The sequence below is a fragment of the Streptomyces sp. NPDC104581 genome (assembly GCF_055583685.1).
In genome coordinates this window covers 1-22,771 of the sequence record NZ_JBVJNN010000061.1, presented here as the reverse complement: position 1 = coordinate 22,771, position 22,771 = coordinate 1, and the positions used below count along the sequence as shown (strand labels likewise).

The 22,771-nt window shown below is 71.2% G+C and carries 16 protein-coding genes; 9 read left to right on the top strand and 7 right to left on the bottom strand.

The features are described 5' to 3' along the window. Window positions 1–15: 15 nt before the first annotated feature. Complete coding sequence (locus ACZ61E_RS30670; RefSeq protein WP_469703483.1) at window positions 16–1,314, bottom strand: M14 family metallopeptidase; 1,299 nt, start codon at window positions 1,312–1,314, stop codon at window positions 16–18. A 336-nt stretch (window positions 1,315–1,650) separates the two neighbouring features. Between ACZ61E_RS30670 and ACZ61E_RS30665 the strand changes: the two genes are divergently transcribed. Continuing rightward, window positions 1,651–2,691 carry a LacI family DNA-binding transcriptional regulator gene (locus tag ACZ61E_RS30665; RefSeq protein ID WP_469703482.1) on the top strand — a complete coding sequence of 347 codons (1,041 nt, stop codon included), beginning with the start codon at window positions 1,651–1,653 and terminating at the stop codon, window positions 2,689–2,691. An 84-nt stretch (window positions 2,692–2,775) separates the two neighbouring features. Here the strand turns inward: ACZ61E_RS30665 and ACZ61E_RS30660 are convergent, their stop codons facing one another. Continuing rightward, on the bottom strand, window positions 2,776–5,037 hold the full coding sequence (locus ACZ61E_RS30660; protein WP_469703480.1) for a glycosyl hydrolase: 2,262 nt from the start codon (window positions 5,035–5,037) through the stop codon (window positions 2,776–2,778). Between the two features lie 247 nt (window positions 5,038–5,284). Between ACZ61E_RS30660 and ACZ61E_RS30655 the strand changes: the two genes are divergently transcribed. From ACZ61E_RS30655 to ACZ61E_RS30640, 4 genes are all read left to right on the top strand, one after another. Next, window positions 5,285–6,607 carry an ABC transporter substrate-binding protein gene (locus ACZ61E_RS30655; protein WP_469703478.1) on the top strand — a complete coding sequence of 441 codons (1,323 nt, stop codon included), beginning with the start codon at window positions 5,285–5,287 and terminating at the stop codon, window positions 6,605–6,607. Window positions 6,608–6,893: 286 nt separating this feature from the next. Further along, on the top strand, window positions 6,894–7,862 hold the full coding sequence (locus ACZ61E_RS30650; protein WP_469703477.1) for a carbohydrate ABC transporter permease: 969 nt from the start codon (window positions 6,894–6,896) through the stop codon (window positions 7,860–7,862). After that, window positions 7,859–8,764 carry a carbohydrate ABC transporter permease gene (locus ACZ61E_RS30645; RefSeq protein WP_469703475.1) on the top strand — a complete coding sequence of 302 codons (906 nt, stop codon included), beginning with the start codon at window positions 7,859–7,861 and terminating at the stop codon, window positions 8,762–8,764. Before ACZ61E_RS30650 ends, ACZ61E_RS30645 begins: the two co-directional genes overlap by 4 nt. Window positions 8,765–8,874: 110 nt before the next feature. Continuing rightward, window positions 8,875–10,275 (top strand): GH1 family beta-glucosidase, encoded by a 1,401-nt coding sequence (locus tag ACZ61E_RS30640; protein WP_469703474.1) that lies wholly within the window; start codon window positions 8,875–8,877, stop codon window positions 10,273–10,275. On the opposite strand, the gene ACZ61E_RS30635 is transcribed toward ACZ61E_RS30640, so the two are convergent. Next, on the bottom strand, window positions 10,250–11,110 hold the full coding sequence (locus ACZ61E_RS30635; RefSeq protein WP_469703472.1) for a putative protein N(5)-glutamine methyltransferase: 861 nt from the start codon (window positions 11,108–11,110) through the stop codon (window positions 10,250–10,252). The genes ACZ61E_RS30640 and ACZ61E_RS30635 overlap by 26 nt on opposite strands. 253 nt (window positions 11,111–11,363) lie before the next feature. Here ACZ61E_RS30635 and ACZ61E_RS30630 point away from each other — a divergent pair, with 253 nt between their 5' ends. Further along, window positions 11,364–12,119: a MerR family transcriptional regulator gene (locus tag ACZ61E_RS30630; RefSeq protein ID WP_469703470.1), complete on the top strand. Its 756-nt coding sequence runs from the start codon at window positions 11,364–11,366 to the stop codon at window positions 12,117–12,119. Between the two features lie 25 nt (window positions 12,120–12,144). On the opposite strand, the gene ACZ61E_RS30625 is transcribed toward ACZ61E_RS30630, so the two are convergent. Genes ACZ61E_RS30625 through ACZ61E_RS30615 form a run of 3 tightly spaced genes read right to left on the bottom strand, consistent with a single transcriptional unit; the run spans window position 12,145 to window position 16,748 of the window. Continuing rightward, window positions 12,145–14,322, bottom strand: coding sequence for a 3-hydroxyacyl-CoA dehydrogenase NAD-binding domain-containing protein (locus ACZ61E_RS30625; RefSeq protein WP_469703469.1), 2,178 nt, complete (start codon window positions 14,320–14,322; stop codon window positions 12,145–12,147). A gap of 42 nt (window positions 14,323–14,364) precedes the next feature. Continuing rightward, window positions 14,365–15,579: an acetyl-CoA C-acetyltransferase gene (locus ACZ61E_RS30620; protein ID WP_469703467.1), complete on the bottom strand. Its 1,215-nt coding sequence runs from the start codon at window positions 15,577–15,579 to the stop codon at window positions 14,365–14,367. Continuing rightward, window positions 15,576–16,748, bottom strand: coding sequence for a CaiB/BaiF CoA transferase family protein (locus ACZ61E_RS30615; protein ID WP_469703465.1), 1,173 nt, complete (start codon window positions 16,746–16,748; stop codon window positions 15,576–15,578). The genes ACZ61E_RS30620 and ACZ61E_RS30615 overlap by 4 nt, the downstream gene beginning before the upstream one ends. Window positions 16,749–17,059: 311 nt before the next feature. Between ACZ61E_RS30615 and ACZ61E_RS30610 the strand changes: the two genes are divergently transcribed. Then, window positions 17,060–18,250, top strand: coding sequence for a saccharopine dehydrogenase family protein (locus ACZ61E_RS30610; protein ID WP_469703463.1), 1,191 nt, complete (start codon window positions 17,060–17,062; stop codon window positions 18,248–18,250). A gap of 98 nt (window positions 18,251–18,348) precedes the next feature. Here the strand turns inward: ACZ61E_RS30610 and ACZ61E_RS30605 are convergent, their stop codons facing one another. Continuing rightward, a complete protein-coding gene (locus tag ACZ61E_RS30605) occupies window positions 18,349–19,044 on the bottom strand; it encodes an endonuclease V (RefSeq protein ID WP_469703461.1) in 696 nt (231 codons plus the stop codon). A gap of 256 nt (window positions 19,045–19,300) precedes the next feature. Between ACZ61E_RS30605 and ssgD the strand changes: the two genes are divergently transcribed. Further along, entirely contained in the window at window positions 19,301–19,717 is a 417-nt protein-coding gene (gene ssgD / locus ACZ61E_RS30600; RefSeq protein ID WP_469703460.1) for a spore wall synthesis regulator SsgD, read from the top strand. Window positions 19,718–20,314: 597 nt separating this feature from the next. Next, window positions 20,315–22,603 carry an ATP-binding cassette domain-containing protein gene (locus tag ACZ61E_RS30595; RefSeq protein ID WP_469703458.1) on the top strand — a complete coding sequence of 763 codons (2,289 nt, stop codon included), beginning with the start codon at window positions 20,315–20,317 and terminating at the stop codon, window positions 22,601–22,603. Window positions 22,604–22,771: the final 168 nt, after the last annotated feature.

The following is a 22,771-nucleotide window of genomic DNA, read 5'->3' as shown; positions in this document are numbered from 1 at the left end:
TTGCGTCTCTTTCTATCAACAAATTGTCACGGGTTGCCCAACGGTGAGGTGATAGGTGGCGCGTCCGTCGAGCAGCAGCGGGATCAGTTTGCGCTGGGACTGGCGCAGCGGCACGAAGGCGGTCTCATCACGCGCGGGCAGGGCCTTCACACCGTGCAGGGAAAGTTCGTCCTTCACGTCCGCGTACTGGGCGGCGTCCAGCCGGTAGCCGCAGGGCGGGTTCGCGATGGTGTCCTCGGGGGTCGCGGGCTCGTTGTCCGCGCCTCCGACGTAGACGGGGCCGCGGTCGAGCAGGCCGGCGGCGCGGGACAGCGCGGTGGCGGCGGCGATCTGGACGCGGCGCTCGTCGGTGTACCCGAACAGGCCCTTCAGGGAGTCGAGTTGGCTGTCGACCCGGCGCCGCTGGTTCAGCGCGGGATCGCTCTCCTCCGCCTCGGACCTCGGATCGACCCGGCTCTCGATGAGCAGGCCGACGGAGTGCTTGACGCCGGAGGCGTTGCGCAGGATGCGCTCCTGGCCGTCGCCCGCGGTCTGCCTGATCGGGTCGCCGGTGACGGGGTCGGTCCAGATGCCGTACGTACCGATGGAGTGGCCGGCGGCGCGGGCGGCCGGGCGCACGTGCGCCTCCGAGAGGGTCTGCGCCTCCTTGTGGACGCGCGAGGAGGTGTTGAGGTTGCGCGGCCAGAGGTCGAACAGGTCCTTGTCGTAGTACGGCGGGGTGGCCCCGTACTCGTGCAGGTCGTAGATGATGTCGGGCTCGCGGTCGCGGGTGAGGGCGGCCATGGCGCGGCCCTCGGCGGTCTTGAGCGCGATGTGGTCGCGGTTGATGTCGACGCCGTCGGAGTTGCCGCGGGTGTCGGCGGCACGGCCGTCGGGGTTGGCGGTCGGGACGACCAGGACGCTCGTGCGGTCCAGGAACCGCTTCGTCGCCCGGTCCTTCGGATGGGCCAGGTCGCGGACGGTGGTGAGGCACGCCTCGCGGCCCGACGGCTCGTCGCCGTGCTGGCTGCAGATCAGCAGGACGCTGGTCACCGAGCGCTTGTTGCCCAGTTCGACGAGGTTGAGGGGGCGGCCCTGCTTGGTGGTGCCAATGGTGCCGACCTCGACCCTTTCACCGCCGCGCTCGACCTCCGCGAGGAATTCCCGCTCACGCTCCAGGGAGGTCCACTCGGCGCCGCCGCTCTCCTCGAAGCCGGTGCGCGGCGGGGTGTCGGCGGGGGCGGCGGGACGGGCGGACGAGGGAAGCGCGGTGAGGGGGACGACGAGGGCGGCTGCCGCCACCGAGAGGGCGAGGGTGCGAATCCGGGGCGTCATCAGTCGCGGTCTCCGAAGCTCGGCGGGGTGGTCCGGCGGACGCTTGCCCCGTGAACGGATCTCCATGGGGCGGAAACGTACTCCCGTGAACAGCGGTGCGACAGAGGTCTGTCCGCGACAAACCGTGGGCGACGGACGCCCGGCGTACCTGCGGGGACGTACGGGGGACGCTCTGGGAGCGCTCTCTAGGGTTCGGTGGCAGCGGATACCCTGTACCGGTCCGGCGGCCCGTACGGTCTCCCCCACCGCCGCCGGGTCCCTCCCGGACACACCCGTGTCCACCGGCCAGTACAGGGCCGTGCACACCCGCACGGCCACCGACGAGGAGCGCCCGCCTTGCCCGAGCAGTCATCTGGGTCCCGGCCCACGCTGGAAGCCGTCGCGGAGCGTGCCGGCGTCTCCCGGGCCACCGCGTCCCGGGTCGTCAACGGCGGTGCGGGGGTGCGGCAGCCGCTGGTCGACAAGGTGCTGAGGGCCGTCGATGAACTGGGGTACGTACCGAACCACGCGGCCCGCACCCTGGTCACCCGGCGGACCGGCGCGGTCGCCGTGATCATCGCCGAGCCGGAGATCCGGATCTTCTCCGACCCGTTCTTCTCGCAGCAGATCCGCGGTATCAGCAAGGAACTGACCGCCCACGACACGCAGTTGGTACTGCTCCTGCTCGAAGGTCCCGGCGACTTCGGGCGGATCGCCCGGTATCTGGCGGGCGGCCATGTCGACGGCGCCCTCGCCTTCTCGCTGCACATCGACGACCCGCTGCCGGCCATCATCCGCCGGTCGGGCACACCGACGGTGTACGGCGGCCGGCCGAGCTGGACGTCGGCGCCCGGCGATCAGGGCGTGCCGTACGTGGACGCCGACAACCGCGGCGGCGCGCGGGCGGCCGTGCAGTACCTGCGCGACCTCGGGCGCGAACGCATCGCGCACATCGCGGGCCCGCCCGACCAGACCTCGTCCACGGACCGGCTCGACGGCTACCGCGACGTGCTGCTCGACGCGGATCCGAGCCTGATCGGCGAGGGCGAGTTCACGGCCGAAAGCGGCGCGCGGGCCATGCGCGAACTGCTGGAGCGGCGCCCGGACCTGGACGCGGTGTTCGCGGCCAACGACCTGATGGCGTCCGGTGCGCTGCGGGTGCTGCGCGAGCGCGGGATCTCGGTGCCGGGCGAGGTGGCCCTGGTCGGCTTCGACGACATGGAGTCCATCGCGGAGGACACCGACCCGCCGCTGACCACGATCCGGCAGGACGTGGAGGGGCAGGGCCGGCTGATGGCGCGGCTGCTGCTGCGCGGACTCGGCAAGGACGGCGCGGAGGCGCGGTCGCCGGCCTCCGTGATCACGCCGACCACGCTGGTGCGGCGGGCCTCGGCCTGAGACCGAGGACCCGCCGCGTGTGGGGGGTGGGGCGATGGCTCGTCGTCGCACCCGGCCCTCTCGGCGCCCGGAACGGGCGGGCGCTCAGCCCGTGGTGCTCGCCGCCGACCGTGCCGGCACCGTGAGCGTCGTGCCGTCCGAGAACGTCACGGTCTGCTCCGTCGAGGCGAAGTTGTGCGCCGCGTAGGTGCTCACCCCGCCCTTCGTGAAGACGGCCGAGGTCGGGATCGACCCGGTCACCGACGGATCGGGGGCGCCGACCGCGTCGAGGGTGCCGATCCAGTGGTGGACATGGGCCTTGGACTCGCCCGCCTCCGGGGACAGTGCCGCCTGGCCCGCGTCCCACTTGGCCTTGGCACCCGCCGGGTCGGCGATCGCCTCGAACTCCCAGAGGATGTCGCGCCATTCGACGGCCGGCCCGCCGTTCTGCTCCTCCATCTCGGCGATGTTGCGGCCGATGGCCTCCTTCTCACGGCCCAGGTGCAGTGAACCGCCGGTCACGGGAAGGACGTTGATGCCGTGGATCTCCTCGGGGTTGGCGGTCCACCAGGTGGAGTACGCGCCGCCGCTGCCCCACACCATGCCGACCGTGCCGCGCTGGAAGTCCTCGGGGAAGACCTCCTGGTCGGCGTCGAACCAGTACTGGCCGATCGCCTCCGACTCGGTGGCCAGCAGATACGAACCCAGGTCGCGCAGTTCGTCGTTGCCGGTCGCCGACCCCCACAGGACGAGTCCCGCGCTGAGGTTGATGGACTCCGACGACGACTCCTGGTTGTTGCCCGCGGCGAAGCCCTGGTGTCCGGAGGCCCAGCTGTGGCCCGCGTACACGTCGAAGCCGCGCAGGAACGGGAAGTCGCTGTCCGTACGGCTGGGGTTGGCGGCGTCGCGCACGAGCGTCTCGACCATGCCGCCCCAGGCGGACTCGGCGGCCCACGCCTGGTCGTACTGGGCGACGATCGCCGCCGCGTACACGTAGTAGCTGTAGTGGAAGTGGTGGTCGTTGAGTTCGGTGTCGCTGCCGTAGGACGCCGGGTAGCCGGTCAGCGTCTTCCAGTCGTCGTCGTAGCTGAACTCACTGGCGCCGCCTGCCGTGAACCACTCCTCCAGACGGCCCTTGAGCAGGTCCACGATCTTGTCGCGGGTCGCGCTCTCGCCTATCTGGTCCGCGATCGGGGCCAGTTGGGCGAGCCGGCCGAGCGCCTTGCCGGTCCAGTAGGTGTCGGTCGCGCCGGAGAACGGGTCACCGGCGTTCACCACCTCGTTCAACTGGGCCTTGAGCGCGGCCTCGTCGACCCCGTTCGACTCCGGCAGCGCGGGCAGCACACCGGACGCCTTCTGCCGGGTGGTGAAGGAGGCCGACTCGCGCACCTTCATCGTGCCGCGCGGCGACACATAGGTGTACGGGGTGAGCTCGTCGGTCGTGTTGAGCCACTGGTGCCGGTAGAGGGCCTGGATCGTGCCCTTCTCCGTGCCCTCCTGCGGCTCGGTGGTCAGGGTGTACGTCGCCTCGATGTCCCCGCCCCCGCTGTTCCAGCTGGTGGTGGAGCCGGTGACGAAGCTGTAGGCGTACTTGGCGTAGGTCGCCAGCGCGTCCTCGGACGGCAGGAGCGCGAGCGAGAAGTAGTCCTTGTCGCCGAGCCCGGCCGTGACGGTGGAGCCCGAGACCGACCAGTCGCTGCCGGTCGGCGCGAAGAGCGCGTAGTGGTGTCCGGCGACGGTGATGCCGAGGACGTTGCCGTCGTCGGAGAAGACGGTGGGCGCCGACGCGGTGGTGATGCGCGCGTCGCCGCCCGAGCCCTTCGCGTACACGTAGGGCATGCCGTGGCCGATGGTGGTCCGCAGCGTGCGGGTGCCGTCGGACCAGTACGGGGTGACGGTCCAGTCCGACCAGTCGTCGGCCTTGGTGTCCGGCGAGTTGAGGCCGGTCAGACCGAGGGTGAGATCGGCCTTGTGCGCGTACTCGTACTGACGGCCGTCACCCACGATGGCGGGGGTCGTGGGATAGCCGACCTCCAGCCCGCCGGAGGTGGCCTGGTAGGTGAGCGGGTGGCCGTACATCGGGGTGGAGTACGGGTTGTCGCCGTAACGCTGGTAGGCGAGCGAGGTCCACCAGTCGTTGGTGGGGACGGGCCTGTCCTTGGCCGCCTCGGTCAGTTTGGGCGTGACCGGGGCACCGACGTTGTTCGTCGGCCCGGACGTGCCCGCGGGGCGGGTGTCGGAGTAACTGCCCGAGCCGACAGGGATGTTCGCGGCCGAGGCGGGGACTGCGGCAGGACCCAGTCCTACGGCGGCCATGGCAGTGACCAGAACCAGCACAGAGGCAGGTCTGGAGCGGGAGGTGGGCATCGACGGCACCTCGAAGTCATGGGGGGAAAGGTAGTCCGAGAGCGCTCTCAGATGTCAAGGAACGTAAAACTCCTGAAACCGAAGTGTCAATAGAGCTGACGGAGAAGGCGGTTGCCGGTCGGCCGGCGCCGTTATGCGTTCGAGTCTTGACGGAGCGGCGGCCGTGGGGGCACGCTCCAGACGCACGTTCTGAGAGCGCTCTCAAAGTGTCGCTCTCGCTTCACCCCGAAGCCAAGGGAGGCTTCCCATGCCCATCTGCCGGACCGTCAGGACGTCCGCCGCACGCGCCCGGTCCACCGGACGGACCCTCGGCGCGGTCGTACTCGCCGGTGCCCTGCTCGCCGCCTGCGGATCAGGTTCGTCGGACTCGTCGGACGAGGCGGGCGGCAAGGTCACCCTGACCGTCGACCTCTTCGGAGCGTTCGGCTACAAAGAAGCCGGGCTGTACGCGGAGTACGAGAAGCTCAACCCCGGAGTCAAGATCAAGCAGAGCGACACCGAGGACGAGGCGGACTACTGGAAGTCGCTCCAGACCCGGCTCGCGGGTGGCGGCGGACTCGCCGACGTCCAGGGGGTCGAAGTGGGGCGGATCGCCTCGGTGACCCAGCAGCAGTCCGACAAGTTCGAGGACCTGAAGCGGTACGGCGCGGACAAGCTGGAGAAGGAGTTCGCCGAGGCCAAGTGGTCGGCCGCGACCACGAAGGACGGCAAGATCCTCGGTCTGGGCACGGACGTCGGGCCCGAGGCGATGTGTTACCGCACCGACTTGTTCAAGAAGGCCGGACTGCCCACCGACCGGACCGAGCTGGCCCAGAAGTGGGCCACCTGGGAGGGCTATCTCGACCTGGGCGAGCAGTACATGGAGAAGGCACCCGCCAAGAGCGCCTGGATCGACAGCGTCGGCAGCCTCTACTCGATCATGATCGGCCAGGAGAAGGAGCGGTACTACGACGCCTCCGGCGAGCTGATCTACGAGAAGAACCCGGCGGTCAAGACCGCATGGGACACCTCCGTCGAGGCCGCCGAGTCCGGTCTGAGCGCCAAGCTCGACCAGTGGTCCCCGCAGTGGAACCAGGCGTTCGCCGCCGGTTCGTTCGCCACCATCCCGTGCCCCGCGTGGATGCTCGGCTATGTGAAGGGCCAGGCGGGCGACGCGGGCCAGGGCAAGTGGGACATCGCCAAGCTGCCCGGCGGCGCGGGCAACTGGGGAGGCTCGTACCTCTCGGTGCCGCGCGCGGCCGAGCACAAGGAGGAGGCGTACGAGCTGATCAAGTGGCTCACCGCCCCCGAGCAGCAGGCCAAGCTCTTCGAGAAGCAGGGCAACTTCCCGTCGTCCACGGGGGCGATCGAGCAGGTCGCGGACGCGAAGGACCCGTACTTCTCGGGCGCGCCGATCGGGCAGATCTTCGGTGAGGCGGCCAAGGCGGCGCCGGTGCAGGTGCTCGGTGTGCACGACGCGAACGTGGCGCAGCAGATCACCAACGCGCTGAGCGAGGTGGAGCGGAAGGGCACGGCTCCCGGCAAGGCGTGGTCGAACGCCAAGAAGGGCGTCGAGAACACGATCGGCTGACGGCGCGGGCGGGGCGGGGCCGGGCTCTGGGCCCCGCCCCGCGTAACCCGCCGTGCGATGGGCGGGTCGGCGGCACCGGGCCCGCCCGGTGGGCCGGTCCGTCCTCGAACGCCGGACGGGCCGAAATGCGGCCGGCCAGGCCAACCGGGCCGCCCCGCCGCACAGGTCGCCTCAAACGCCGGACCGGCTCAAGAAGCCGCGCAACCGGGTCGCTGGAAGAGCCGCACCGTCCGCGACCCGTCGTACCCGTGTCCACTCCCCCTCCTCCCCCCGAAGGACCCGTACCGTGACCCTCACCGCCACCGCGAAGGCCGCGCCGCCGCCGGTGCCCGGACCCGCGACCGACGGGTCCTCCGCCGTTCGGCGCACCTGGCGCCGGCTCTCCCCGTACGCCTACATCGCCCCGTTCTTCACCCTCTTCGCCGCCTTCGGTCTCTTCCCGCTGATCTACACGGCGTTCGTGTCGCTGTACCGGGTCGAGCTCCAGACGCCCGGCGACATGGAGTGGCGCGGATTCGGCAACTACACCGCGCTGTTCACCGACGAGTTCTTCTGGACCTCGCTGCGGAACACGTTCACCATCGGTGTCCTGTCCACCGTCCCGCAGCTCGCGATGGCGCTCGGACTGGCCCATCTCCTCAACTACAAGCTGCGGGGCCGGACTTTCATCCGTACGGCGATCCTGCTGCCGTACGCCACCTCGGTAGCCGCCGCGACCCTGGTCTTCGCCCAGCTGTTCGGCCGGGACTTCGGGCTGATCAACTATGTGCTCGGGCTGGTCGGGGTGAGCCCCGTCGACTGGCAGACGGGCACGGTCGCCTCGCAGATCGCCGTCTCCTCCATCGTCGTGTGGCGCTGGACCGGCTACAACGCGCTGATCTATCTGGCGGGCATGCAGTCCATTCCGGGCGAGCTGTACGAGGCGGCGGAGATGGACGGGGCGTCCCGCTGGCGGCAGTTCGTCCATGTGACGCTGCCCGGCCTGCGGCCCACGATCGTCTTCACCACCATCGTGTCGACCATCGGCGCGACACAGCTCTTCGGTGAGCCCCTGCTGTTCGAGGGGTCCATCTCCGGCGGTATCTCGCACCAGTACCAGACGCTCGGCCTCTACATGTACGAGCAGGGCTGGGGCTTCTTCCATCTGGGCCGGGCGGCGGCGATCGCCTGGGTCATGTTCGTCCTGATCGTGGTGCTCGTCGGGGTCAACGCCCTGATCGTGCGCCGCCGTTCACGCAAGGAGGCCGGCCGATGACCGCGCTCGCCGCACCGCCGGCCCCGCCCGCCGGAACCAGGGGGACGCCTCCCCCGCCGGAGCGGCGCAAGCGGCGCCAGCCCCGCTCGATGCACGGCGGCATGCTGTCGTACGCCATCCTGACCGTCGCCCTGCTGATCTCGGCGTTCCCGTTCTACTGGACGATCGTCGCGGCCAGCCGCTCCAACGCCGACCTGGCGAAGGTGCCGCCCACCCTGCTGCCGGGCCCCAACCTGATCAGCAACTTCGAGGCGGTCCTCGAAGAGGCCGACATCGGCAAGGCGCTGCTCAACTCGCTGATCGTGTCGGGCTCCATCACCGTCGGCACGGTGCTGTGCTGCACGCTGGCCGGGTTCGCCTTCGCCAAGCTGCGCTTCCGGGGCCGGGGCGCGCTGCTGGCCCTGACCATCGGCACGATGATGATCCCGCCGCAGCTCGGCGTGATCCCGCTGTTCATGCTCATCGCCGAACTCCAGTGGGTGAACCAGCTCCAGGCCGTCATCCTGCCCGGACTGGTCTCCGCCTTCGGGGTGTTCTTCATGCGGCAGTACCTCGTGCAGTCGCTGCCCGACGAGTTGATCGAGGCGGCACGGGTCGACGGCGCGTCCACGGCGCGGATCTTCTGGTCGATCGTGGTGCCCATCGCGCGGCCCGGCATGGCGGTCCTCGGCATGCTGACCTTCATGACCGCGTGGAACGACTTCTTCTGGCCGATCATCGCGCTCTCCTCGCAGGAACCGACGGTCCAGGTCGCGCTGCGCCAGCTCGGCGGCGGCTATGTCCACGACCAGTCGGTGATCATGGCGGGAACGCTGCTCGGCACGCTTCCCGTCCTGCTCGTCTTCGGGCTGCTCGGCCGGCAGATCGTCGGCGGCATCATGCAGGGCGCCGTCAAGGGCTGAGTCACCGGACTGATTCACCGGGCGGACGACCGCGCCCCCGCCCCCACACCTCCCCGGCGCCCGCGCCACCTCCCCCCACCGCACCGTCCCACTTCTCTGGAGTTCCTTCCATGACCGCTGTCGACGCACGCCCCGAGACCACGACGGAGCGGCGGTTGTTCCCCTCCGGCTTCCGCTGGGGGACGGCCACCGCCGCGTACCAGATCGAGGGGGCCGCCTCCGAGGACGGGCGGACCCCGTCCATCTGGGACACCTTCAGCCGCAAGCCCGGCAAGGTCCGCAACGGCGACACCGGCGACATCGCCGCCGACCACTACCACCGGATGACCGAAGACGTCGCGCTGATGAAGGAGCTGGGCGTCACGGACTACCGCTTCTCGGTGTCCTGGCCGCGCGTCCAGCCGACCGGCCGGGGTCCCGCCGTGCAGCGCGGCCTCGACTTCTACCGGCGGCTGGTCGACGAGCTGCTCCTCGCCGGGATCCGCCCGGTCCTCACGCTCTACCACTGGGACCTGCCGCAGGAGCTGGAGGACGCGGGCGGCTGGCCGCACCGGGAGACCGCGCAGCGGTTCGCCGAGTACGCGGGGATCGTGGCCGGGGCGCTCGGCGACCGGGTGCCGACCTGGACGACGCTCAACGAGCCCTGGTGCGCGGCGTTCCTGGGGTACTCGGCGGGTGTCCACGCACCGGGCCACACCCGGCCGGGGGCCGCGCTGCGTGCCGCGCACCATCTCAATCTGGCGCACGGACTGGCGACCGGTGTCCTGCGTGACGCGCTGCCGGCGAAGGCGGAGGTGTCGCTGACGCTCAATCTGCACGCCGTACGGCCGCTGACGGACTCCGCCGAGGATCTCGACGCCGTGCACCGGATCGACGCGCTCGGCAACCGTGTCTTCCTGGACCCCGTCTTCCACGGCCGTCTGCCGCGCGATCTCGTCGACGACACCGCCGCGCTCACCGACTGGTCGTTCGTGAAGGACGGCGATCTGGCGACGATCTCCGCCCCGGTCGACTCGCTGGGGATCAACTACTACTCCCCCACCGTGGTCGCCAGCGGTACGTCCGACGCGCCGTCACCGTGGCCCGGCGCCGAGGAGCACGTGCGTTTCGTCCCGGCTCCGGGTCCGCGTACGGCCATGGACTGGCCGGTCGACGCCACCGGGCTGTACGACCTGCTCACGGGGTTGCGCGACGAACTGCCGGACGTCCCGCTGCTGGTCACCGAGAACGGCGCGGCGTACGACGACTACGCGGACCCGTCCGGCGCGGTCCACGACCCGGAACGCGTCGCGTATCTGCGCGCCCATCTCGAAGCCGTCCACCGGGCGATCGGGGACGGTGCCGATGTGCGCGGCTACTTCCTCTGGTCGCTGCTGGACAACTTCGAGTGGGCGTACGGCTACGGCAAACGGTTCGGCGCCGTGCACGTCGACTTCGCGACCCAGCGGCGTACGCCCAAGGACAGCGCCCGCTGGTACGCGGAGGTCATCGGCCGCGGGGGTCTGGACTGAGCGCCGCCGCCCCGAGCCGGGCGCCCCTCAGCTGGGCGACGACGACGGTGGCCTCCCACTCCTCGGAGGTCACGACCCGTGGAGTGAGCCCGTCGTCCCTGACGGTGGAGACGGCGTCCGGGGCCTGGCGCCCGCTCGTCTCGAACAGCAGATGACCGCCGGGCGCCAGCCAGTGGGCCGCCCCGGCGGTCACCCGGCGCAGCACGTCGAGCCCGTCGGCGCCGCCGTCGAGCGCCACCAGCGGTTCGTGGTCACGCGCCTCGGACGGCAGGAGCCCGACCTCGCGGGTCGGTACGTAGGGCACGTTGGCGACGAGTATGTCGATACGGCTCCGAAGGCCGTCCGGCAGCGCGTCGAAGAGGTCCCCTTCGAGGACGGTGCCGCCGGCGCCGACGTTGCGGCGGGCGCACGCCACGGCCGCCGGGTCGATGTCGCAGGCGTACAGCTCGACGGGGCCGTGCGCGGTGGCGAGCAGCGCGGCACCGAGCGCGCCCGAGCCGCAGCAGAGGTCGACGACGACGGCGGGTCGGCCGGCGGCGGTCTGATTCAGCAGGGCCGCCGCCTGCCGGACGAGGAACTCGGTGCGCCGCCGGGGGACGAAGACCCCGGCGTCGACGGCGATCCGCAGGCCGTGGAACTCGGCCCAGCCGATGACGTGTTCCAGGGGCAGTCCGGCGGTGCGGCGGTTCACCATCCGGATGAGGGACGCCGGGCCGTCCGCGGCGGAGACGAGCAGCCGAGCCTCGTCCTCGGCGAAGACACAGCCCGCGGCACGGAGCCGGGCGACGACGGCGGAGAGGGAGGGAAGCGTGGGGGAGAACGGTGTTGCCGACATGGAAACCTTTCGGGGCGCCTACGGGCGCTCCGGCGGTCTCAGCCTGTCGGACGGACCGCGCGGCCGTGGGAGGGGAGCACCCGGCCTGACACTGCGGTAATGGGTCCCACCTCCTCGGTGCGTACTCTGCTTCGGTCGGGTCACATTACCCCACCGGCCGGGGGCGCACGATCGGGTTCCCGGGCGGGTGCGCGCCGCCTGCTCCCTGCCCCTCTGCCTTTCGCAGTACTGGTGAGACAGCAATACTGTCGGTATGGACAGAGAGGCCGGAGCCGCGCGGGCGGCCGGGGCGGACCAGGAGCCGACGCTCACCGTCGACGAGCTGGCCGCACGCGCCGGTGTCACCGTGCGCACCGTCCGCTTCTACAGCACCCGGGGTCTGCTGCCGCCTCCGGTGATCGGACCGCGCCGGGTCGGCCGCTACGGGCACGATCACCTGTCCCGGCTCGCGCTCATCGAGGAGCTCCAGCACCAGGGCATGACCCTCGCGGCGATCGAACGCTATCTGGAGCAGCTGCCGCCGGACCTGAGCGCCCACGATCTGGCGATACACCGGGCGCTGGTGGCGACCTGGGCGCCCGACTCGGCGGAGGAGGCGACGCGGGCGGAGCTGGAGAAGCGCGCGGGGCGCGCCCTGACCGATGACGACATCGACCGACTGGCGGCCATGGGCGTCCTGGCCCGTGCCGACGCTTCCGGCCGCTACCGGCTCGATCCGGGGCTGCTGCGTCTGGGGGTGGAGCTGCTGGACGTGCCGATCGCGCACGAGACGATCCTCGCCGCCCGTACGGTCCTGCTGGAGCACACCCGCTCGGCCGCGCACGCGCTGTCACGTCTCTTCCGGGACGAGGTGTGGAACCCGTACGAGGAGAACGAGCCGGATCCGGAGCGGGTGGCCGCGATGCGGTCGCTGTCGGCCCATATGCAGCCGATGGTCGTGCAGGCGCTGGTGACCGCGTTCCAGCGCTCCCTCAAAGAGGAGCTGCGGGCCGCGTTCACCGACGGGTGAGACGCGGCCCGCAGCCGGCCGGGCGCTATCTCGCGTCGTGGAACGTCTCTCCCCGCTCGGCCCTCGCCACCAGTGACGCGGGCGGCGAGAAGCGCTCCCCGTACGTCGCGGCGAGTTCACGGGCCCGTGCGACGAAGCCGGGCAGGCCGCCCTCGTACCCGTTGATGTACTGGAGGACGCCGCCCGTCCAGGCCGGGAACCCGATGCCCATGATGGAGCCGATGTTGGCGTCCGCGACGGTGGTCAGGACGTTCTCGTCCAGACAGCGCACGGAGTCCAGCGCCTCCGAGAAGAGCATGCGCTCCTTCATGTCGGTGAACGGCACGTCCGCGCCGGGCTTGGTGAAGTGCTCGCGCAGGCCCGGCCAGAGACCGGTGCGGGTGCCGTCCTCGGCGTAGTCGTAGAAGCCCGCGCCGCCGGCGCGCCCGGGGCGGCCGAAGTCGTCCACCATGCGGTCGATGACCGCGTCGGCGGGGTGCGGGGTCCAGGTGCCGCCGGACTCCTCGACCGCGCGCCGGGTCTCGTCGCGGATCCTGCGCGGCAGGGTGAGGGTCAGTTCGTCCATCAGGGAGAGCACCCTGGCCGGGTAGCCGGCCTGGGCCGCGGCCTGTTCGACGGAGGCGGGTTCGACGCCCTCGGCGACCATCGCGACGCCCTCGTTGATGAACCGGCCGATGACGCGCGAGGTGAAGAAGCCGCGCGAGTCGTTGACGACGATCGGGGTCTTCCTGATCTGCCGTACGAGGTCGAAGGCGCGGGCGAGCGCCTCGTCGCCGGTCCCGCCGCCCTTGATGATCTCCACGAGCGGCATCTTGTCGACGGGCGAGAAGAAGTGCAGTCCGATGAAGTCGGCCGGGCGCGCGATGCCTTCGGCGAGGGCCGTGATGGGCAGCGTCGAGGTGTTGGAGCACAGGAGCGCGTCGGGCTCGACCACGTCCTGGATCTCCTGGAAGACGCGGTGCTTGAGCGCCGTGTCCTCGAAGACCGCCTCGATCACCGCGTCACAGCCCGCGAGGTCGGCCACCTCGCCGGTGGGGGTGATCCGGGCCAGCAGCGCGTCCCGGTCGGCCTCGCTCGTACGGCCCCGGGAGACCGCCTTGGCCAGCAGCTTCTCCGAGTACGCCTTGCCCTTGCCCGCCGCTTCGGCCGTGACGTCCTTGAGGACGACGTCGATACCGGCGCGGGCGCACGAGTAGGCGATGCCCGCGCCCATCATCCCGGCGCCGAGGACGGCGACCTTGCGCACGGTGCGCCGGTCGATGTCCTTGGGGCGGCTGGCGCCGGAGTTGACCGCCTGGAGGTCGAAGAAGAACGCCTGGATCATGTTCTTGGCAGTCTGCCCGGTGACCAGCTCGGTGAAGTACCTGGCCTCGATGACCTGCGCGGTCTCGAAGTCGACCTGTGAGCCCTCGACCGCGGCGGCGAGGATGTTGCGGGGGGCGGGGTAGGGGGCGCCGCCGGTCTGCTTCAGGAGGTTGGCCGGGAAGGCGGGGAGGTTCGCGGCGAAGCGCGGGTTGGACGGCGTACCGCCGGGGATCTTGTAGCCCTTGACGTCCCACGGCTGTGACGACTTGGGATGCGCGTCGATGAAGGCGCGCGCCCGGTCCAGCATCTCCTCGGTGGTGGCGGCGACCTCATGGACGAGACCGCTCTCCAGCGCGCGGCGCGGCGAGTACTGGGTGCCCTGGAGCAATACCTTCAGCAGCGCGTCGGAGATGCCGAGGAGCCGTACGGTACGGGTGACGCCGCCGCCCGCGGGCAGCAGGCCGAGGGTGACCTCGGGCAGCCCGATCTTGGAGCCGGGCGCGTCGAGCGCGACGCGGTGGTGGCAGGCGAGCGCGATCTCGTAACCGCCGCCCAGGGCCGCGCCGTTGATGGCGGCGACGACGGGCTTGCCGAGCGTCTCGATGGTACGCAGGGCCCGCTTGACGGCCAGTCCGGCGTCGAACGCCTGTCGCGCGTCGTCCGGACCGAGTTTGATCATGTCCTTGAGGTCGCCGCCGGCGAAGAAGGTCTTCTTGGCGGAGGTGACGATGATGCCCCGGATGGCGTCCTTCTCTGCCTCGGCACGTGCCGCGATCGCGGCGATCGAGGTCCGGAAGCCCTGGTTCATGGTGTTGGCCGACTGGGCGGGGTCGTCGAGGACGAGGGTGACGACACCGGTCCCGTCCTGCTCCCAGCGGATGGTGGTGGACTCGCTCATGCTGCTGCTCCGTAGCGAAGAGGTGCTTGGCGGACGGGATGGTCAGACGCGTTCGACGATCGTGGCGACACCCATGCCGCCGCCGACGCAGAGCGTGGCGAGGCCGTACCGCTTGTCCTGGCGCTCCAGTTCGTCCACGAGGGTGCCGAGGATCATCGCGCCGGTGGCGCCGAGCGGGTGGCCGAGCGCGATGGCGCCGCCGTTGACATTGACCCGGTCCAGGGAGATGCCCATCTCGGTGACGAAGCGCAGGACGACGGCGGCGAACGCCTCGTTGACCTCCACGAGGTCGATGTCGCCGATGGTCAGTCCGGCCTTGGCGAGCGCCTTGCGGCTGGCGGGCGCCGGGCCGGTGAGCATGATCGTGGGCTCGGAGCCGGACACTGCGGCCGAGACGATACGGGCGCGGGGCGTCATGCCGTACCGCTCGCCGGTCTCCTTGGAGCCGATGGCGACGAGGGAGGCGCCGTCGACGATGCCGGAGGAGTTGCCCGCGTGGTGGACGTGGTCGATCCTCTCGATCCAGTGGTACTTGCGGAGCGCCACCGCGTCGAATCCGCCGAGGTCGCCGATCTGCGCGAACGACGGCTTGAGCGAGGCGAGCGTGTCGGCCGTGGTGCCGGGCCGCAGGTGCTCGTCGTGGTCGAGGACGGTGAGCCCGTTGATGTCGCGGACGGGGACGACGGAGCGGGCGAACCGGCCGTCCTTCCAGGCCGCCGCCGCGCGCTCCTGCGACAGCGCGGCGAACTCGTCGACGTCGCGCCGGGTGAAGCCGCCGACGGTGGCGATCAGGTCGGCCCCGATGCCCTGGGGGGCGAAGCCGGTACGGATGTTGGTCATCGGGTCCATCGCCCAGGCGCCGCCGTCGGAGCCCATCGGGACGCGGGACATCGACTCGACGCCGCCGGCCAGGATCAGGTCCTCCCAGCCCGAACGGACCTTGGCGGCGGCCAGGTTGACGGCTTCGAGGCCGGAGGCACAGAAGCGGCTCTCCTGGAATCCGGCGACGGTGTCGGGAAGTCCGGCGGCGACGGCGGCGGTGCGCGCGATGTCGGAGCCCTGGTCACCGAGGGGGCTGACGACACCGAGCACGATGTCGTCGATCGCCGCCGGGTCGAGATCGGGGAACCGGGCGCGGATCTCGTGGATCAGGCCGACGACGAGGTCGATCGGCTTGGTGCCGTGCAGGGCGCCGTTGGCCTTGCCACGACCGCGCGGGGTGCGGATCGCGTCGAACACATACGCTTCGGTACTCAAGACAGCGGCCTTTCGGGGTCGTTGGAGGTGCTGGTGGACGGGGCGGTGCCGCTCCTGACGCTCGGGACGTCCCAGTCGTCGGCGACGCGTTCGCTGTCGGCCCCCGGCAGCGCGGGCGCGCTCCGTACGGAGGTGGGTGTCGCCGAGAAGCGCGGTGCGGGGGCGGGCTGGGTGATGCCCGCGTGGTCGACGAAGGTGCCGCGGGCCGTCAGGTGCGGATGGGCGGGGGCCTCGCGCAGCGACAGTACGGGCGCCACGCACGCGTCGGAGTCCTCGAAGACGGCCGTCCACTCGGCGCGGGTCCGCTCCTTGAACCGGGCGGTGACGGCGGCCCTCAGCTCGCCCCAGCGCGCGAAGTCCTTGCGGGCGGGTACGTCGTCCTTGATGCCGAGCAGGTCGATGAACTCGTTGTAGAACCGCTGCTCCAGCGCTCCGACGGCCATGTACTCGCCGTCCGCGGTCTCGTAGTTGCCGTAGAAGGGGGCGCCGCCGTCCAGCAGGTTGGCCCCGCGCCGGTCCTGCCAGCCGCCGGCCGCGGACATGGCGTGGATCATCGTCGTCAGATGCGCGGCGCCGTCGACGATGGCCGCGTCCACGACCTGGCCGGTGCCGCCGGGTGTGCGGGCGTGCTGGAGGGCCGCGAGGATCCCGATGACGAGGTAGAGCGAGCCGCCCGCGTAGTCGCCGACGAGGTTGGCGGGGACGGTGGGCGGCCGGCCGGCTTCGCCGAACATGGAGAGGGTGCCCGCGACGGCGATGTAGTCGATGTCGTGCCCGGCGCGCTGGGCGAGCGGGCCGTCCTGGCCCCAGCCGGTCATCCTGCCGTACACGAGGCGGGGATTGCGGGCGAGGCACTCCCGCGGGCCGACGCCGAGGCGTTCGGCGACGCCGGGCCGGTAGCCCTCGATGAGGACGTCGGCGCGTTCGGCGAGGTCGAGGAGTCGGCCGGGTCCGTCGTCGGACTTGAGGTCGAGGAGCACGGAGCGCTTGTTGCGGTTCATCAGGTCGTACCGGGGGTCGATCCCGAGCCCGGCGCCGCCCGGCCGGTCGACGCGTACGACGTCGGCGCCGAGGTCCGCCAGCTGCATGGCGGCGAACGGGCCGGGCCCGATACCGGCCAGCTCGACCACCCGCACCCCGGCCAGCGGGCCGTTCGTTGTCGCCGTCATGGTCAGCTCTCCCAGCGGTGTGACACCAACGATGTAACAGCAATGATGTTAGGAACGCCCACCACGGTGCACAAGCCCCGCCGGGGCGCCGGGCAAGCAAGCGCTTGTTCTCCTCGATGGTCGCAGACTTCCGGACGATCGCCGCCCCGGGTGACACCCCCGGCGTCCGATGCTGGTCACCCGCCCGGCCGGTCCGCCGCCACAGGCGCTAGCCTCGGCCCCCGACAACGCACGGACAGGGCAAGGAACGGCACGGACAACGGCACCGACCACCGCACCGGCGACGGCGCGGCTCGAACGGCGGAGACTCGATGAACAGGCAGAACGGGGCGGAACGCCCGTACGACGTGGTGCTCTTCGGGGCGACGGGCTTCGTCGGGAGACTCACGGCCGAGTATCTCGCCCTCAGCGCACCCGACGACTGCCGGTGGGCGGTGGCGGGCCGCGACCTGGCCAAGCTGGAGCAACTGCGGGCCGGGCTGGCCCGGCTCTCCCCGCGCTGCGCGGACCTGCCCCTGCTGGTGGCCGACTCCGGGGACCCGGCGTCGCTGCGGGCGCTCGCCGAGTCCACCCGGGTGCTCGCCACGACGGTGGGCCCGTACGTCTGGCACGGCGAGAACCTCGTCGCCGCCTGCGCCGAGGCCGGCACGGACTACGCGGACCTCTGCGGCGAGCCGGAGTTCGTCGACCGGATGTACGTGGCGTACGAGGACCGGGCGCGGCAGACCGGGGCGCGGCTGGTGCACGCCTGCGGGTTCGACTCGGTACCGCACGATCTGGGCGCGTACTTCACGGTCCGGCAGCTCCCGCCGGACGTGCCGCTGCGCATCGACGGTTTCGTCCGCACCAACGCGTTCTTCTCCGGCGGGACGCTCGCCTCGGCCCTGAACGCGCTGAGCCGCGGACGGCAGACCATGGAGGCGGCGAGGCAGCGGCGGCTGCACGAGCCCCGGCTGGTCGGCCGCCGGGCCGTCGGACCGCTGGGCACACCGCACTTCAGCAAGGAGACCGGCGCCTGGGCGCTGCCGCTGCCCACCCTCGACGCTCAGGTGGTGGCGCGCTCGGCGGCGGCGGTGCAGCGTTACGGCCCCGACTTCCGCTACCGGCACTTCGCCGCCGTCAAGTCCCTGCCGGTCGCCCTGGGCGGCACGGTGGCCGCGGGGGCGGGTGCCGCGCTGGCACAGGTGCCCGCGGTGCGGCGGGCGCTGATGAACCGCTTCGAGCCGGGTTCGGGGCCCAGCGAGGCGCGCAGGGGCAGCAGTTGGTTCACGGTGCGGTTCGTGGGCGAGGGCGGTGGGCGCAGGGTGTTCACCGAGGTCGCGGGCGGTGACCCGGGGTACGACGAGACGGCGAAGATACTCGCCGAGGCGGCGCTGAGCCTGGCCTTCGACGACCTTCCGCATACGTCGGGGCAGGTCACCACGGTCACCGCGATGGGTGACGCGCTGCTGGAACGGCTGCGGTCGGCCGGGATGACCTTCCGGGTGGCGCACTCGCGCTGAGACCGCGTGAGTGCGGCGGCCCGCCCCCGGCACGGGCCGCCGCACCCGTACCCAGGACTGACCGGGGTGACGCGCGGAACTCGTCGCCGCACGCCGGATCACTTTCCGCGCGTGCCCTCCACCGCGTCGCGCAGCGCTTGGCGGCAGAGGGTGTCGGCCCTGCGGGTCGTCTCCGGGATACGGAAGTCCCGGGCGAGACGCAGGGTGTGCGCGCAGGCGGTGTCGAGATCGGTCCGGTGCCCGACCGAGACGAAGACGGGCTTCACACCGTCCTGTGTGCGCAGCGCCCGGCCCACCTCCTCGCCGTCGTCGGCCAGCAGCGGCGAGCAGTCGCCGCGCCGGCCGGCGGGCTGCTCGTACGAGAAGGTGAAGGGGTTCTTGGCGACACCGATCACCGGCAGCCCGGTCAGCACGCCGAGGTGGCTGGCGAGGCCGAACCGGCGCGGGTGGGCGCGGCCGTAGCCGTCGCAGACGACCAGCCCCGGGTCCGACGTCAGGGCGTCGAGCGCGGCGAGGACGGTGGGGATCTCACGGAAGGCGAGGAGCCCCGGGACGTAGGGGAAGGCGACCCGGCCGACAGCGGTCGCCCGGTCGACGACGTCGAGGGTGACGGGGTCGAGGACGACGGCCGCGGCGGCGACGACGTCCCGTTCGTCGTCGTACGCGACGTCGACGCCGGTCACCGGCCCGGTCCCGGCCGCGGGCCCCGCCTCGTCGAGCACGACGAGCCGCCGCAACTCGTCCTGCACGGCACGGGCGTCGGCCTCGTCGACGGGCGTCCTGATGGTCCTCATGGTGCGCCAGCCTAGAGCCGCGGGCCGGTTCGCCCTCAATCGTCCGACGGGCTGCAAATGGGGCTCGTCCGGGGATCGAGGACACGGGCCGGCCCGGTACCGCGGGCAGCGGCCGTCGCGGTGAGCCCCGACCGGCGAGTAGCGGAAACGGTGACGTAGGTCACGCCGTTCTCCGAGCACTCTTCGGAGCGCTACGTCGTCCTTCCCTGTAGCGGAAGACGCACATCCGCCCGAGCCGTGCGAAGGGGAGCTGGCCTTGTCCACCGTCATCGAGCAGGCCCTGCAAGCCCGGCTGGTCGCCTCGGCGCCGCAGCTGGAGACCGTTCCCGCCACCCTGCGGTACGACGGCGAGGACCCGTTCGCCGTGCGGATGGCGTTCCCGCCCACGGCGACGCTGGAGGGCACGGAGGTGTCCTGGGCGTTCTCCCGTGAGCTGCTGACCGCCGGGATGGAGGAGCCGGCCGGACTCGGTGACGTACGGGTGCGGCCGTTCGGCTACGACCGTACGGTCCTGGAGTTCCACGCCCCCGAGGGTGTCGCGATGGTCCATGTGCGCACCTCGGAGGTGCGGCGCTTCCTCGACCGCTCCCTGGGCATGGTCCCGGTCGGCCGCGAGCATCTGCATCTCGATCTGGACCACGACCTCACGGAGTTGCTGCGCGACGCCTGCTGAACCCCGGCTCGGCAGCCACCCGCCACCCGCCACCCGCCACCCGCCACCCGCCACAGACAACGCGTTGCCCCCTCCCCGGCGCGCTCGTACGGTGTTCGGCGTTCCTGTTGTCACCGAACGGAGTAGGACGTTGCTCCTCTGAGGTCCTGAGACACCGTGCCGCGCGGCTCACTGCCCGCGCGCACCGCGTGCGACCTCGGCGATCGAGCCGTCCCTTCCCCGGTGCCCTCCGCCGGTGTCTCCCACCGTTGCCCCGCATCCCTTCGCAGCAGCCTGGAGACCCGTAGGTCCACTTCCGCGCAAATCACCTGCTCCGCGCTCTCCTTCGGATGGCCGGACGGAAGTGTCGTGTTCGACGACTTATAACTGGCCGTGGGCCCTGGCAGAACCGGCCTCGTCGGAGTCGTACCGGGGCGCGCCGGTCGTGGCGAGCCACGACGTGCCGTTCCTGGAGTCGATCGGTGTCACCCGTTGGCCACTGCTCGACGGGGAGCTGCGCGACACCACGGCGGAGGAGGTAAGGGCAGGTCAGCCCTTCTGAGGATCTCTTCGGAAACCGGACAGGAGCTGTCTGGTTTCCCGATTAGGTTCGGGCGCATGCCACAGAACATCACCATCGTGGGCGCCCGTGAGAACAACCTCAGGAACGTCTCGCTGACCATCCCGAAGGACCGGATCACCGTCTTCACCGGTGTCTCCGGCTCCGGCAAGTCCTCGATCGTCTTCGACACCATCGCCGTGGAGTCCCGGCGACAGCTCAACGAGACCTTCACGACGTACATCAGGAACCGGCTCCCCAAGTACGAGCGGCCGCACGTCGAGGCGATCGACGACCTGTCGGTGGCGATCGTCATCGACCAGAAGCCAGTCGGCGGCAACGTCCGCTCCACCGTCGGCACGATGACCGACATCTACTCGGTGATCCGAGTGCTGTTCTCGCGGTACGGCACACCGAGCGCGGGGGCGGCCACCGCGTACTCCTTCAACGACCCCTCCGGCATGTGCCCGGAGTGCGACGGCGTGGGCCGGGTGGTGCGGCTGGACATCGAACGCGCGGTCGACTGGTCGAAGTCCCTGAACGAGGGCGCGCTGCTGCTGCCGGGGCTGACGGTGGGCGGCTGGGAGTGGAACCTGTACGCCGGATCGGGGCACTTCGACCCGGACAAGCCGATCGACCGGTACACCGACGAGGAACGTCACATGCTGCTGCACGGCGGCGACTTCACCGTGAAGGTGGAGATGCGGGCGGGATCGGCCGACGTGCGGTTCGAGGGGATCGTGGGCCGTTTCACCCGGCTGTTCCTCAAGCGCGACACGGCCGGCATGTCCGAGAAGCGCAAGGAGGCCGCGGCCCGTTTCACCTCGGAGCGGGTGTGCGACGCGTGCGGCGGGGCCCGGCTGAACCAGGCGGCCCTCGCCACCCGTATCGACGGTCTGTCCATCGCGGACTTCACGCGGATGGAGGTCGCCGACCTGGCCGAGGTGCTGGCGCGGATCGACGATCCGGTGGCGACGCCGATCGCCGCCGCCGCGCGCGCCCGGCTGGACCGGCTGGTCGGGATCGGGCTCGGCTATCTGAGTCTGGACCGGGAGACGACGACACTGTCCGGCGGTGAGGGCCAGCGGCTCAAGATGGTGCGCCATCTGGGGAGCTCGCTGACGGGGCTGACGTTCATCTTCGACGAGCCGAGCGTGGGGCTGCACCCGCGCGACGTGGGGCGGCTGAACGATCTGCTGCGGCGGCTGCGCGACCGGGGCAACACGGTGCTGGTGGTGGAGCACGACCCCGATGTGGTGGCGATCGCGGACCATGTCGTCGACATGGGGCCGCGGGCGGGCGCGGACGGCGGGCAGGTGGTGTTCGAGGGGACCGTGGAAGCCCTGCGGGAGGCCGACACGCTCACCGGGCGGCATCTGGTGAGCCGTACCCCGATGAAGGAGCGCTTCCGCTCCCCCAGGGGCCAACTGCCGGTGCGCGGGGCCGCGTTGCACAATCTGAAGGGCATCGACGTACAGTTCCCGGCCGGGGTGCTGACGGCGGTGACCGGTGTCGCGGGGTCGGGGAAGTCGACGCTGGTCTCCGAGGTCTTCACGGCCGCCCACCCGGACGCGGTGGTCATCGACCAGGGCGCGATCACGGCTTCGTCGCGGTCCACCCCGGCGTCCTACATCGGCGTCATGGACACCGTCCGCAAGGTGTTCGCGAAGGTGAACCGCGTCCAGCCCGGCCTCTTCAGCTTCAACTCGGCGGGCGCCTGCGCCGAGTGCGCGGGCCGCGGCATCATCTACACCGATCTGGCGTTCATGGATCCGGTGACGACCGTGTGCCAGGTCTGCGAGGGTCGGCGGTTCAACGACGAGGTACTCGCGCACAAGGTGGGCGGGCGGTCGATCGTCGAGGTCCTGGACATGACGGCCGCTCAGGCGATCCCGTTTTTCGAAAAGTTCGCCGGCGACAAGCCCCTGCTGCGCAAGCTCCGGACCCTGAACGACGTGGGCCTGACGTATCTGACGCTCGGTCAGCCGCTCAGCTCGCTGTCGGGCGGGGAGCGGCAGCGCATCAAGCTGGCGACCCAGCTGCACCGTACGGGCAGCGTGTACGTCCTGGACGAACCGACCACCGGACTGCACATGGCGGACGTGGGGACCCTGCTCGCGCTGCTCGACCGGCTGGTGGACGCGGGGAACTCGGTGATCTGCGTCGAGCACAACATGGACGTGGTCAAGCGGGCCGACTGGGTGATCGATCTGGGCCCGGACGGCGGTAAGCACGGCGGCGAGATCGTCTTCGAGGGCACGCCGGCCGAACTGCTGCGCCACCCCAAGTCGTTCACGGCGCGGTACCTGCGGCGGGAACTGGGCCTGTCGGACCCGTCCGGCGACTGAGGACGAACCCGTTGCGGGGCGGACCCCGCCCCGGCATGACGCGGTCGGGGGGGGGGAGGGGGGGGGGGGGGGGGGGGGAAAAGGCGTGTCCCCCCCGTACCGGGAGCGGGGGGGGAAGGGGGTCGTGCCGCGATTCCCTCACGCCCCGTCCTTCTGTGGCAATAGGGG

Excerpts from the sequence above, each read along its gene's own strand:
- ACZ61E_RS30615 (WP_469703465.1), bottom strand. The coding sequence starts at position 16,748 with ATGACGGCGACAACGAACGGCCCGCTGGCCGGGGTGCGGGTGGTCGAG.
- ACZ61E_RS30655 (WP_469703478.1), top strand. The coding sequence starts at position 5,285 with ATGCCCATCTGCCGGACCGTCAGGACGTCCGCCGCACGCGCCCGGTCC.
- ACZ61E_RS30625 (WP_469703469.1), bottom strand. The coding sequence starts at position 14,322 with ATGAGCGAGTCCACCACCATCCGCTGGGAGCAGGACGGGACCGGTGTC.
- ACZ61E_RS30605 (WP_469703461.1), bottom strand. The coding sequence starts at position 19,044 with ATGAGGACCATCAGGACGCCCGTCGACGAGGCCGACGCCCGTGCCGTG.
- ACZ61E_RS30640 (WP_469703474.1), top strand. The coding sequence starts at position 8,875 with ATGACCGCTGTCGACGCACGCCCCGAGACCACGACGGAGCGGCGGTTG.
- ACZ61E_RS30660 (WP_469703480.1), bottom strand. The coding sequence starts at position 5,037 with ATGCCCACCTCCCGCTCCAGACCTGCCTCTGTGCTGGTTCTGGTCACT.
- ACZ61E_RS30610 (WP_469703463.1), top strand. The coding sequence starts at position 17,060 with ATGAACAGGCAGAACGGGGCGGAACGCCCGTACGACGTGGTGCTCTTC.
- ACZ61E_RS30670 (WP_469703483.1), bottom strand. The coding sequence starts at position 1,314 with ATGACGCCCCGGATTCGCACCCTCGCCCTCTCGGTGGCGGCAGCCGCC.
- ACZ61E_RS30595 (WP_469703458.1), top strand. The coding sequence starts at position 20,315 with ATGCCACAGAACATCACCATCGTGGGCGCCCGTGAGAACAACCTCAGG.
- ACZ61E_RS30630 (WP_469703470.1), top strand. The coding sequence starts at position 11,364 with ATGGACAGAGAGGCCGGAGCCGCGCGGGCGGCCGGGGCGGACCAGGAG.
- ACZ61E_RS30635 (WP_469703472.1), bottom strand. The coding sequence starts at position 11,110 with ATGTCGGCAACACCGTTCTCCCCCACGCTTCCCTCCCTCTCCGCCGTC.
- ACZ61E_RS30645 (WP_469703475.1), top strand. The coding sequence starts at position 7,859 with ATGACCGCGCTCGCCGCACCGCCGGCCCCGCCCGCCGGAACCAGGGGG.